Below are 12,148 nucleotides of genomic sequence, written 5' to 3' on the forward strand. Positions count from 1 at the left end.
GAGTGATCGGGTGATCCACGAGGTCGACGACGTACTGCGGGCCCTGATCAGGGCGGAGGTGCTCGAAGGCGGCCAGATCGCGGTGGTCTTCGACGCCCCGACCCGTGAGTGGGCGGCGAAGGTCAACGCACCCATGGTCAACCTCTACCTCTACGACATCCGCGAGGACATGCGGAGGCGTGAGCGAGGTCTGCACAACGAGTACGACGAGCGCGGCGCGATCATCGCGCGCCGCCGCCCCCCTCGCTTCTTCAAGCTCTCGTACCTGATCACGGCATGGACGAAGCGCGCGGAGGACGAGCACCGGCTGCTCTCGTCGCTGCTCGGCTGCCTGCTGCGTTACGAGGCGCTGCCTCCGGAGCGGCTGACGGGCACCTTGGCGGAGATCGGGGCGCCCGTACCGATGTCGATCGCACTGCCGCCGCCGGAGGACCGCTCGTTCGCCGACGTATGGAGCGCGCTGGGCGGTGAGTTGAAACCCTCGCTGGACCTGGTGATCAGCGTGCCGGTGACGGCGTCGCCGAGCTACGTGGTCGGCCCGCCGGTGGGGGACGAGGGGTTGCAGGCCCGCTTCGGGGACGTGCCAGAGGAGGCCGAGCCGTTGTCGGAACCGATGCCGGGGCGCGGAGGGCTTCCGGTGTACGGAGGCCGGCCGGGCCGCCCTGGCCGGCTGGGCGGTCCGGGAAATCCGGGCAGTCCGGGTGGGGACGTTCCCCGTACCTCCGACGCGGAGCGGCGGCGCGGTCTGTCCCTCCGTATCACCGAGAGCCGCAAGGCCGCTGCGGCGGACGGCATGCGGGGCGGCGCGGCAGACCCTGCCGAGGACGGCACAGAGGACGGCACCGAATGACAACCGCGGGCGACCCGAACCTGCGCCATCTACTCGCCCGTGCGGTAGCGGTGGAGCAGCGCATCCGACGAGCCGTCGAGGCCCGGCAGCTCACCGACCCGGACCCGGACGACGCCTTCCGCGGCCTCTACCTCACGGACGAGAACATCGCCCGTCTGCTGGACGCGGAGGAGGCCCGCGCTTTCCCGTCCCCCGTTCCGGACTACGACGAGAGGCCGACGGAGACGCCGCCCGGGGCGCCGACCGAGACGCCGACCCAGGCCTCCTGGCTCCCCTCCCTGCCCGAAGCGTCCCGACTCACCTCCCTGGCCGCTGAGTTCGGCCTCACCGCTCTCGACATCGAGATCCTCCTCATCACGCTCGTACCGGATCTCGACGACCGCTTCGAGGCGTTCTACGGCTACCTGAACGACGACGTCACCCGCCGCCGCCCGTCCATCGGTCTGGCCCTGGGTCTCTGCGGCCTGTCCCCCGCCGACCAGGTGGCGCGCGATCGGCTGTCGGCCCGTGCCCCACTGCGTGAGGGCCGCCTCCTCCTGGTCGAGGACCTGGACCGCCCGTTCCTGAGCCGTGCGCTCCGCGTCCCCGACCGGGTCACCGCGCACCTCCTGGGCGACGACACCCCCGACCCGCGTCTGGCCGATCTCCTCGCCCCCTGGCACGCCGTTCCGGGCGTCGGCGACCCGGCCCCGCTGGTTGCGGCCCTTGCCCGAGGCGCCTCGCTCGCCTACCTCCGCGAGGGCCAGGGCGGCGCGGGCACGGCCCTCGCGGCCTCCGCGCTGACGCTCGCGGGCCACCGGGTCCTGGGCCTGGATCTGGCGCGACTGGCCGAGGACCCGTCCCCCGCCGAGGTGGTCCGCTCCCTGGTCCGCGAGGCCCGACTGACCGGCGCCGGCCTGGTCTGCGCCCCGCTCGACGCGGTCTCCCGCGAACACCCGGAACTCCTCCGGCTGCTCACCGGTACCCCGGTCCCCACGATCCTGGTGGGCCGGGCCCCCTGGGACGCGGCCTGGTCCGCCGCCCCGCCCCTCCTCCTGCACGCCCCACGCGTGGAACCCTCGACCAGAGCGGCCCTCTGGACCGACGCGTATGAGGCCCCCGTCCCCGAAACCATCGATGTGGACCGCCTGCTCTCGCCGTTCCTCCTGACCCCGGAACAGATCACCCGCGCCGCCCGGGGCGCCGCCCAGACCACCCACCTGGACGGCGGCATCCTCACCCCCGACCATGTACGCCAGGGCGCCCGCGCCCAGAACGCGGCAGGCCTCGACCGCCTGGCCCGCCGCATCGAACCCACCGTCACCTGGAACGACCTGGTCCTCCCGCCGGACACCCACGCCCAACTCCGCGAACTGACCGCCCGCGCGCGCCATCGCGACCGGGTCCTGGGGGAGTGGGGCATGCGCCCCGGCGGCGGCAGGGGCCGAGGCGTATCGGCACTCTTCGCGGGCGACTCCGGCACCGGAAAGACGATGTCCGCGGAGGTCATAGCCGCAGACCTGGGCCTGGACCTCTACACGGTCGATCTGGCGACGGTGATCGACAAATACGTGGGCGAGACGGAGAAGAACCTGGAACGGATCTTCTCCGAAGCCGCGGGCGTGAACGGAGTGCTCCTCTTCGACGAGGCGGATGCGATCTTCGGCAAACGCTCGGACGTGAAGGACGCCCACGACCGTTACGCGAACGTCGAGAGCGCGTACCTGCTCCAGCGCATGGAGTCCTTCGACGGCCTGGCCATCCTCGCCACCAACCTCCGGGCCAACCTGGACGACGCCTTCACCCGCCGCCTGGACCTGGTCATCGACTTCCCGGTCCCGGACCCCGAACAGCGCCTCCTGCTGTGGGAACGCTGCCTGGGCCCCGTACTCCCCCGGGGCAGGGATCTGGACCTCGCCTTCTGCGCGGAGAACTTCGAGCTGGCGGGCGGCAACATCCGCTCGATCGCGGTGACGGCCGCATACCTGGCGGCGGACACGGGCGAATCGGTGACGATGCCGACGCTGATCCACGCGATCCAGCGCGAGTACCAGAAGCTGGGCCGGCTGACGCTGGCGTCGGAGTTCGGGCCGTATCTGGGACTGCTGGCGTGACGCCGCCGGCCCGACACTGGGCGCCCGTGCGTGGGCCCTTGCGCGGGCCGGTGGTTGCCGCCACCGTGGGCGGAGTCGGGCCGGTGACCGACCGGTCCGCTCCGTACGGTGACGGGAGTCAGCGTGATCTCATTGCCCCTGCCCCATGAACTGCACGGCGACGGCCCGCACAAGGTGATTGCGGTGCACGGCTGGCTCGCCGACCGCTCCGCGTACGCCCCCGTGCTGCCGGATCTCGACCTCGGTTCGTTCCAGTACGCGGTGGTGGACCTGAGGGGATACGGCGAGGCGCGGGACGTGGACGGCGCGTACACCACGGCCGAGGGCGCCGAGGACGTGCTCGCGCTGGCCGACCGGCTCGGCTGGGAGAGGTTCTCGCTGATCGGCCACTCGATGGGCGGCTCCGTCGCTCAGCGGACGCTGGCCATCGCACCGCAACGGGTGCGCAGAATCGTCGGAGTGTCGCCCGTGCCCGCGTCCGGCCTGCCCCTCCCTCCCGACCAGTGGGAACTCTTCTCCGCGGCGGCGCACACCCCCCAGAACCGCAGGACCATCCTCGACATCACCACCGGAGGCCGGCGCCCCGCGGGCTGGCTGGACCGTATGGTGCGTCGCTCGCTCGAACGCAGCGACGCCAAGGCGTTCCGCGCCTGGCTGGACTCCTGGGCGGGCGAGGACTTCCACGACCGGATCGATGGTTCGCCCGTGCCGGCCCTGGCCGTGGTGGGCGCGCTGGACCCGGCGCTGTCGGCCGAGTTGCAGCGCGCCACGTGGATGCGCTGGTTTCGGCGGGCCGAGCTGGTGGAGCTGCCGTCGTGCGGCCACTACGCGATGGACGAGGCCCCGCTCGACCTGATCCGCGTGGTGGAGGACTTTCTGCGGGCCGACGCGGAGGACGGCGGGGCGAAGGCGTGAACGGGCCCGTACCGGACGTGTTCGACCCCAGGCAGTATGCGCAGGGCATCCCCCACGACCGCTACCGCCACCTGCGCGACCACTGCCCCGTCTCGTGGCAGGAGGAGCCGGAGGTGCTGGGCTGGCCGGCGGGCCCCGGCTTCTGGGCGGTCACCCGGCACGAGGACGCCGTCCGCGTGCTGAAGGACTCCTCGACGTACTCCTCGTACCTGGGCGCCACCCAGATCCGCGACCCCGACCCCGCCGACCTGCCGTTCATCCGCCGCATGATGCTCAACCAGGATCCGCCGCACCACCGACGACTGCGCGTCCTCGTCAGCCGCGCTTTCACGCCGAAGCGCGTGGACCGCTTCGAGACGGTCGTCCGTGAACGCGCCCGCTCCCTGCTCACCCGGGCAGTCGCCGAGGCGCGGGCCGGCGACGGCACCTGCGACCTCGTCACCCAGGTCACCGACGACTACGCCCTGCTCAACCTCACCGACCTGCTGGGCATACCGGACAGCGACAGTGGACTCCTCCTGCACTGGACCCAACGCGTCATCGGCTACCAGGACCCGGACGAAGCCGGTACTCCGGTCCTGGGCCCGGACGGCAAGCCAGTCAACCCGCGATCCCCCGCATCACTGCGCGACATGTTCGACTACGCGCACGCATTGGCGGCGCACAAGCGCCAACACCCCGGCGACGACGTGATGACGTCCCTGGCCACGGATCCCGAACTGACGGCGCCGGAACTGGAGATGTTCTTCTTCCTGCTGGTGGTGGCAGGAAACGACACGGTACGCAGCGCGGCCCCGGGCGGTCTGCACCTCCTGGCGGCAAACCCCGAGGCCTACCGCCGCCTGTGCGACGGAGAGGTACAGCTCGCCACCGCCATCGACGAACTGCTCCGCCGCCACCCACCGGTCCTGACCTTCCGCCGCACCGCCACCCAGGACACGGAACTGGCGGGCACGCGCATCCGTACCGGTGACAAGGTGGTGGTCTTCCACGCCTCGGCCAACCACGACGAACGCGTCTTCCCCGACCCGTTCGCCCTGGACCTCTCCCGCACCCCCAACCCCCACATCTCCTTCGGCGACGGCCCCCACGTCTGCCTGGGCGCCCACTTCGCCCGCCTGCAACTACGGGCCCTGTACGAGGAGACGTGCCGTGCTTTGCCTGCCTCACTCGAACCCGCGGGCCCGCCGCGCCGCCTGGTGTCGAACTTCATCAATGGGGTGAAGTCTCTGCCGGTGCGGGTGGTCAGCTCCTGACATCCGGTCCGTGTTCTTGGCGCATCTCGACGAGTCGGTGCGCTCGCGATTCAGCGACCAAGCGCCGGGCACCGAGCTCGATCTCATCAAGATCCTCGACATCGAAGATCTCGCGCTTCACTGCGTCCCAGGAATCGAAGGTGGTCATTGCGACATGCCTTTCTGCTACTCCGGGATGGAGGACGATGCTGAAGGAACTGACCCGTCAGGGCGAGGTTGGACACCCGGCATGGTGGCAGCTACAAGCGCAATGCAGGTACTCGACCGGCGTCTCGCCGGGCCTGACACGGATGACCTGCTCGCCGTGGCAGAGCCGGTGCGCTTCGGGCCAGTCACTGCCGGCAGTTCTGCACTCCGGGGATCGGTAAGGAGCACTGGGGCCCAGCCTGGCCGCGGCACTCATGGTCGACCTGCACTGGAGTCGCACCCTGGCGTGTCAGGGTGACGTTCATCTGCATGAGAGGTGTCGAACGGAGCACAGTCGGGATGGGCGTGGGCGTCGGGCCGCGCCCCGCTCATCGAGAAGCCATCGCCAACCAACTGGGCCTCGTTCGTGATGACTTCCTGGCAGCGGCAACAGATCTTCACGATGCCGCACGCTTCCGACAGGTGGTGCAGCAACGGGGGAACCAGACAGCGGTGCTGTTGTGGATGTGTCGACCCCTTGGGCCGAGGTCCACTGCGGTGCGCGGGGTCAGGGTGACGTCGCACCACACGCAGTGTGCACCGCGTTGCTGAGCCTGCGAGAGATCGTCGGGATCAGGAAGCATCCCAAAGTCACTCGTGTTGCCGTCCGTCGTGTAAGTGTCCACGCACTGACGATCCCAAGCGTGGGAGCCTGACGGGAGACGACAACCTATGACACGGAGTTGATCATGCACGCCGTGGCGATCACGGGCACTCGTTCCACAGACCATCGCCCACGAGCCGAGTACGTGGATCTCTTCGCCACGTACCTCGGGGCGTTTGCCCGTAGTGCCTTCTACATCGGTGGCGCAAAGGGCATCGATTCATGGGCGTTGCTGTGGTTGGCGGAGAACACGTGCGCGGACATCACGATCGTCGTTCCGGGCACGGTTGCCCTGCAGCCGCAGGAGGCTCGACAGGCCATCACCCATGCTCACGATCGAATCAAGGAGATCGTTGAACTCGGAGCTCTCCACCTGTGCGTCGATGCGTACCACGCGCGGAACCGGTGGATGGTCGATCGCTCCGCGCTGACGGTCGGGTTCCCCCACAGCACTGCCCCGTCATCGGGTACATGGCAAACCATCAACTACACAGCAGATCAGGGGAAACCGCGACTGATTGTGCCCGTATAGCGCCGGTCTGCGCCACGATGAGTGGATGGACAGCTCATCCGCAGGAGCGGCGGCGCTGAAGAGGCTGAGGACTCGACGCGGCCTGTCTCTGGCTGACATGGCGCGTGCTTTGACACAGGTTGCTCAGGACCTGGGCATGCCCAGGCTGCCGCACGTTGCGAGTGTCCAGCGTTCGATCGCGCGCTGGGAGTCGAAAACGGCGACGATGCCGGACGATCGCTACCAACTGCTGCTTGCCAATCTGTACGCGGCCACGCCTAGCGGAAGCCGCTCGCTCGGAGCAGGGTCGGATTTCGCGCAGTACCTCGATGCGTTGAGAGAACTCGGTGAGAGCGAGCGACGCATCGAGGAGTTGCGGAACACTCTTGTCCGGGCGGCTACGGATGACGGCGGTGGTCTGCTCGCGCTGCTGGCGCCTCGAACCGGAGCGGGACTGAGACACGCCCTCGCAGACTCGTCGCTCTTGGACGCGGAGACCGTCTCAGGGCTTTTCTCTGTTGTTGCGGATGTCAATTCTCAGGTAGGGAGCCTCCCCTTCGTACGCCTGCAACTGATGCTCGCTCCGGCGTTGGAAGCTTGCCGTCGGCTGATGGCTGGCCGACCACCGAAGCCGGTTCGTGAGCGTTTACGGAACACGTGGGTTGAGGCAGCGATGCTGGCAGGCCGCCTTGCGTTCGAGACTCGCGACGATGCCGCCAGCCGCTCCTTGTATGAGGAGGCGACCAGGGAAGCAGCTCGCCTGGGACAACCCTGGCGACAGGCCACGGTGCACCTCAGCCATGCGCTCACCGTCCTCTACGCGATGCCCGATATTGCGCACGCGGCTCGGCTCGTCGAAAGGGCGGTGCGAGCTGCGGGGGGTGGCGAGAGCCCTCTTCTCCGCGCGCGTGCGCACGCACTGCAGGCGGAGGTCGCTGCCCGGTCGGGGCAGGGCCGCCAATCCAGCGCCGCGTTGGGGCTGGCCTGGTACGACATCGAGAGGGAGTCCTTCGATGAGCCCCTCCCCGGCGCGTTCTCTGCGGAGTACTTGCGCGGCTTCGAGGGCGTGTGTCAGCTGTACGTGGGTGACCCGGCCGTCGCACACGACCAGTTTGCTGCCTCCGCCGCGACATTGAGAGCCCCACGGCAGAAGGTTCAGCGCGCCATCGTCACTACGGATCAGGCGCTGGCGAGAATCCAACTCGGTGAACCCCGGGCGGCAGCCGACCTGCTGCACGAGTGCGTCACGGCGGCAGCTTCAACGGGCGGACGGGTACCGCTGATCCGGCTACAGAGAGCCCGCCAGGAACTGCGTCCGTGGCACCGGGAGGACTTTGTCGCAGACCTGGACGACCATCTGATGGAAGTACTTGGCCGGTAGCTGCGAGCAGCGATCTTCCGTGCCGAGAGGTGAAGCACATGCGCACCCCTCGGGCACCGAGTGAGAGAAGGACGCTGACGCGTGGCCGTGGTTCACGGCGGGCTCGTTTTCAGACCGGTCCTGCCGATACTGTCCTGCCGTCCACGAATTTGAATCCGGAGATGTGTGACAACATCCGGGAGTAGGAAGTGAACGCAGGTTGGCTTGACCCCTCCACTGATTCTTCGTTGAAGGACATGTCCCAGTAATCTGCGCCTGAGAATTCATGGATTCGTCTGTCGCTCGGGTTTCTCAGATTGATCGCAAGGTAAGACTGGTCCGTACCGAACCATGTTGCAATAGGGTATAAGCCCGCCTGGCCAACGAAAAGCTCTCTGTCGTCTTCCCCCATGACTCCCATTTTTAATTGATACCATTGTGTTTCTTCCGAGTCGGTCATGCTGCAGTCGTAGTCACATGCGTCAAATCGGGCGAGAACTGGGGGATGGGTGGGGGTGAGGGGGTGGATAAAAGCTAGCGTCTCTCGAATATTGCGGAACCAGGCCGGGATGTGTACTCGATCCTGCCTCTCGCGCCGACTGATGTCTTCTGGGGTATCTCGCGAGAAGGTAAAACCTGGAAAGTTTGTGACAAAATCCTTAAGGTTGATTTTGTCTTCATCGTGTAGCGATGACGCTGAGATCCAGTGGAGCGCATCCCGATAATCGCCGGTCTGGTTTGGGGTTTCGCCTGAATGTCGGTTCATGCTCGGGTCCTTAATCGATCAGAGTTTTAATCTTGTCGATGATTTGGGTGTAGTTGCCCTGCTGTCGAGTTGCAGTTACCTGGTTCCCGTACTTGTCCAGACATTCCGGATGCACGTCGTGCGGGTAAGGTTGATTGCCGTCCCATATCCACTTCTCCGCCACGGCCTTCAGATTTATGGCGATTCCGGATATGTCGCTGGCGTCAGCGAATACGTTCCGTGCGGCGTTATGGAAGTTCTTCTCGTACTTTGTCTTCTGATCACCTTTGTAGTAAACCGCCCCTACGTGTCCGGTTGGTATGGAGAATTTCTTTCTCCTTTGCTCAACGGTCTCCTCTGTGACCCCTGGAGGGGCCTCGTCCAGGTTATGGAATACGAGTAGCGAGGTGTCGCTGCGCAAGTCGTGGTGATCGTCAATCCATTTCTCTCCGGCGACAATGGTTTCCGCGTTCTGGGCGCGCTCCATTACAATTAAAATATAATCGCTCGGAATCCATTCGTGATGACCCGGCGTTGCATCTCTGAACCGTTTCTTGATGAATCCTCGCGCCTGGCCGTACGGCGCTTTGTTCCATGCCTCTTTGAAGAATTTCATGTCTACTTTTATTTCGGATCCCTCGTACTCGACGATCTCGGGGTCGTTCTTTGCCATCTTTTTCAAGAAGGGAACGATATCTGCTGCCCCTGGGATCGCTTTTCTGAGAATCAGCTTGTAGTCCTTGCTAGTAAGTTGCACCGTTGCCTGGGCGACTGGTGTGGGCGGGCTTGCTTTTGCGATAATGGAGAAGTTGACCGGATCTCCACCTGCGGGTTCTGCGTGGAGTTGCTTGAGCCCCTTCGGTTGTAGTCGCGTCAGGGTATGAGTAACTATCGCGTCGAGCGCGGCTTTGGTCGGTAGAGGTTTGGCTGTCTGCGCAGCGAGTTGATCCTTTGCTTCCCTCTTTACGTCGAGACTCTTCTCGGTTTCTCGCCCCCCGGACTCGTTCTTCTTTGTTGGCCTTCCCTTGATTTTGTTCCAGAGCTTTTTGCCTGCCTTGGTGATGAAGTTGACGATTTTGTCGATGGCGCGGTTGACGGGTTTGGCGACGGCGTGGAAGACGGATTTGACCTTGTTGGCGAGGGATCCGATGCCGAGGAGTGAGGCGAGGAAGCCGATGAGGAGCGGGACGCTGGCGGCGAGGGCGGCTTCGACCATCTTGGGGACGCCTGCGGTGCCACCGTTGGCTATGGCTATGACGGCGTCCAGGACGGCGTTGACGAATTCGACGATCTGGGCGCCCTGGTTCACGATGAACGTGACGATGTCGATGATTCCCTTGACCGCGCGGACGAATGCGGAGGCGGGGTTGAGGAGGGAGATGATCCAGGTGATGCCCGCGATGATGACGGTGGGGATCAGGTAGCTGGTGAGTTTTTCGAGGATGGTGGCCTTGAGGTCGCCCGCTTCCTCGGTGATTTCCTTGGCGGCGCCCGCGGGGCCTTCGCGGGCGAGGGTCTGGGCGACCGGGACGGACTGTTCGACGGCGGTCATGGCCTGGTCGGGGATGCCCTTGCGGGTGATGCGGGCGCGGATGTTGGCCCAGGTCAGGCCGAGGAGGGAGGCGATGAGCTGGATGATGCCCTTGAGGTCGAACTTCTGGGGGAGTTCGAGGCCGGCCTTGACCGCGGTGCCCAGCAGCCAGGACACGACGCCGGTCTTGAGGTGGTCGGCGACGTTGGTGATGAAGAGGTTGAGGCCCGCTCCTACCGCCTTGACCAGGTTGCCCAGGAAGCCGATCGGGTCCTTGATGATCTTCATGATGGCGGAGGCGGCCTTGGCGAGGATGCCGAGGAGGAGGTTCTTCAGTTCGTTGATCGTCTTGATCGCGCCGACGATGGCGTCCTTCGCCTTGTCGATCAGGCCCTTGTTGGCTTCCTGAAGCTTCTTGATCTCCTCGTCGATCTTGTTCAGGGCTGCCGTGTACTTCGTCGCGAGGTCCTGGACGAGCTGTTCGGACTTCTCGTTGACGGTGGCTTCCAGGTCGTCGAACTTCCCCGCGAAGTCCTTGGCCGCGTCCTCGCCGAACTGGCGCAGGTCGGCGGGAAGTCGGTCCACCTCCGCCTTGAGCTCGGCGCGGCCCTTGGCGATGCGGGCCTTCGCCTTGCCGAGTTCCGCGCCGATGATGTCGGCGACGGACGAGATGACCGTCTGCATCTTTGCGACGTAGAGCTTGCGGGCCTCCTGGTAGAGGTTGTTGGCCTCCTTGGGCAGGCCGGCGAACTTGTCCTTGACCCAGCGGGCCTTGCCCGTCCAGCCCGAGTACCGCTTGTCCTTGTAGGCCTTCATCCGGCGCTTGTGGTCGGCGGTGAACGCGTCCCGGGCCGCCTTCTCACCCGTCGTGAACGCGGTGTCGACCTTCTTGTCCAGGCCGGACAAGGTGTCCTCGACGTCCTTCTTCGTGCCGTCGTAGACCTTCTGCAGCTTCGCCGTGACCTCGGCGCGTTTCTTCTCGTCCTTCGACTTGGTGTCGCCCTTCCCGCCGTCGACCTGTTTCCCGGCCGAGGCACGGGTCGCGGTCAGGGCGGTCATGGCCTGCGCCCCGGAGGCCGCCGCTCCGGCCTTCGCGGTGGAGAGTTGCTGGGCCTCGGCCGCCTTGCCCTTGACGGGGGCCTTCGCCGAGTCCGTCTCGGCGGTCTTCTTCGCGGAGAGAGCCTGGTCGAACTCCGGCTCGTTGCCCTTGGCGAGCTGCTCCTCGGTGACTTCGGCGTCGGCCATGGCCTGGTCGTTCTGGGCCGGGCCTTGGGAGAAGTCCGTGACCGCAGCCGGCTGCTTCTCCGGGATCGCGTCCGTGGCGGAGGGGGCGCCCGGATTGGCCGGGGGCTGGTCCGGGGTGAGCGGCGTGACGGGTTTGTCCTTGGCGGCGGACGTGTCCGGCGGGGCCTTCGTCGCGGTGTCGATGTCCTTGGCGGAGGACTCCTTGCCGTCCGAGACCTTGCCGTCGACCTCTGACTTGATCTTGTCGGCCTTGCCGGACTTGGAGAACTTGTCCGCGTCGTCGAGGTTCTTCGGGGCCTGCGCGTCGATCGCCTTGTTCACCGCGTCGATGAACGCCTGCTTGTTGAACTCGCCGGGCTTCGCCGCGTTCATCTTCTCCGCGTTCGCCGCCTTGCCCTGCGCCTCCCTGTCGTCCGGCGGAGCCACCGCCGCGTCCTGCGCCGATTTGGACTCCGCGGGAGCAGGGACATGAGCAGCGATCCTCGTCCGCTTCGCCGCCACATCCGCCTTCACCCTGCGGAAACCGGGAGCCTGGGCGGGGGAGGGTTTCACGGGGGCCGTGTAGCGCTGGGCCACCAGGCGGGCGACCGCGCTGTTGCCCGCCGCGCGTTGCAGACGTTGCAGGCTGCGGGGGTCCGGGGCGGGGCGGTCACCCGGCGGCCGGTGGGGTGGGGGTGTCTGTGAACGTGACACTTCGGGCGTGACTGTCACGTCGTCACGACGGGGGGTATCTCCATGGCCGGACACGGAGGCAGGGTCCTTCTCCGGAACCGCCTTCATCCGCCCTCCCGGCCACCACTTCCCCGGACAGTCGGCACTCGACGCACATGGCCCTGCCGCCGTCCCAGGGTG

Annotated in this window: 9 protein-coding genes; 6 read left to right on the forward strand and 3 right to left on the reverse strand. The window is 66.4% G+C overall.

All coding sequences use genetic code 11. The features are described from left to right. Positions 1 to 10 precede the first annotated feature (10 nt). The 4 genes from ACZ7IB_RS22880 to ACZ7IB_RS22895 all read left to right on the forward strand — a co-directional run bounded on the left by ACZ7IB_RS22880 (position 11) and on the right by ACZ7IB_RS22895 (position 5,114). Positions 11 to 850 (forward strand): Pvc16 family protein, encoded by an 840-nt coding sequence (locus tag ACZ7IB_RS22880; protein ID WP_470915150.1) that lies wholly within the window; start codon positions 11 to 13, stop codon positions 848 to 850. Further along, positions 847 to 2,943, forward strand: coding sequence for an ATP-binding protein (locus ACZ7IB_RS22885; protein ID WP_470915153.1), 2,097 nt, complete (start codon positions 847 to 849; stop codon positions 2,941 to 2,943). The genes ACZ7IB_RS22880 and ACZ7IB_RS22885 overlap by 4 nt, the downstream gene beginning before the upstream one ends. A gap of 123 nt (positions 2,944 to 3,066) precedes the next feature. Beyond that, positions 3,067 to 3,858: an alpha/beta fold hydrolase gene (locus ACZ7IB_RS22890; protein ID WP_470915156.1), complete on the forward strand. Its 792-nt coding sequence runs from the start codon at positions 3,067 to 3,069 to the stop codon at positions 3,856 to 3,858. Beyond that, positions 3,855 to 5,114 (forward strand): cytochrome P450, encoded by a 1,260-nt coding sequence (locus tag ACZ7IB_RS22895; protein ID WP_470915158.1) that lies wholly within the window; start codon positions 3,855 to 3,857, stop codon positions 5,112 to 5,114. Before ACZ7IB_RS22890 ends, ACZ7IB_RS22895 begins: the two co-directional genes overlap by 4 nt. On the opposite strand, the gene ACZ7IB_RS22900 is transcribed toward ACZ7IB_RS22895, so the two are convergent. Then, positions 5,104 to 5,262, reverse strand: coding sequence for a hypothetical protein (locus ACZ7IB_RS22900; RefSeq protein WP_470915159.1), 159 nt, complete (start codon positions 5,260 to 5,262; stop codon positions 5,104 to 5,106). The genes ACZ7IB_RS22895 and ACZ7IB_RS22900 overlap by 11 nt on opposite strands. Before the next feature lie 727 nt (positions 5,263 to 5,989). Between ACZ7IB_RS22900 and ACZ7IB_RS22905 the strand changes: the two genes are divergently transcribed. Together ACZ7IB_RS22905 and ACZ7IB_RS22910 are read left to right on the forward strand one after the other, a co-directional pair. Then, the gene (locus ACZ7IB_RS22905; protein WP_470915161.1) at positions 5,990 to 6,436 is read left to right on the forward strand and encodes a hypothetical protein; all 447 of its coding nucleotides are present in this window, start codon (positions 5,990 to 5,992) and stop codon (positions 6,434 to 6,436) included. Between the two features lie 25 nt (positions 6,437 to 6,461). Then, positions 6,462 to 7,796 (forward strand): hypothetical protein, encoded by a 1,335-nt coding sequence (locus ACZ7IB_RS22910; RefSeq protein ID WP_470915163.1) that lies wholly within the window; start codon positions 6,462 to 6,464, stop codon positions 7,794 to 7,796. A 109-nt stretch (positions 7,797 to 7,905) separates the two neighbouring features. On the opposite strand, the gene ACZ7IB_RS22915 is transcribed toward ACZ7IB_RS22910, so the two are convergent. Further along, positions 7,906 to 8,541, reverse strand: coding sequence for a hypothetical protein (locus ACZ7IB_RS22915; protein WP_470915165.1), 636 nt, complete (start codon positions 8,539 to 8,541; stop codon positions 7,906 to 7,908). Positions 8,542 to 8,551: 10 nt separating this feature from the next. After that, positions 8,552 to 11,989: a phage tail protein gene (locus ACZ7IB_RS22920; protein WP_470915167.1), complete on the reverse strand. Its 3,438-nt coding sequence runs from the start codon at positions 11,987 to 11,989 to the stop codon at positions 8,552 to 8,554. Positions 11,990 to 12,148: the final 159 nt, after the last annotated feature.

The sequence above is a fragment of the Streptomyces sp. NPDC037301 genome (assembly GCF_055602785.1).

Excerpts from the sequence above, each read along its gene's own strand:
- ACZ7IB_RS22885 (WP_470915153.1), top strand. The coding sequence starts at position 847 with ATGACAACCGCGGGCGACCCGAACCTGCGCCATCTACTCGCCCGTGCG.
- ACZ7IB_RS22900 (WP_470915159.1), bottom strand. The coding sequence starts at position 5,262 with ATGACCACCTTCGATTCCTGGGACGCAGTGAAGCGCGAGATCTTCGAT.
- ACZ7IB_RS22905 (WP_470915161.1), top strand. The coding sequence starts at position 5,990 with ATGCACGCCGTGGCGATCACGGGCACTCGTTCCACAGACCATCGCCCA.
- ACZ7IB_RS22910 (WP_470915163.1), top strand. The coding sequence starts at position 6,462 with ATGGACAGCTCATCCGCAGGAGCGGCGGCGCTGAAGAGGCTGAGGACT.
- ACZ7IB_RS22915 (WP_470915165.1), bottom strand. The coding sequence starts at position 8,541 with ATGAACCGACATTCAGGCGAAACCCCAAACCAGACCGGCGATTATCGG.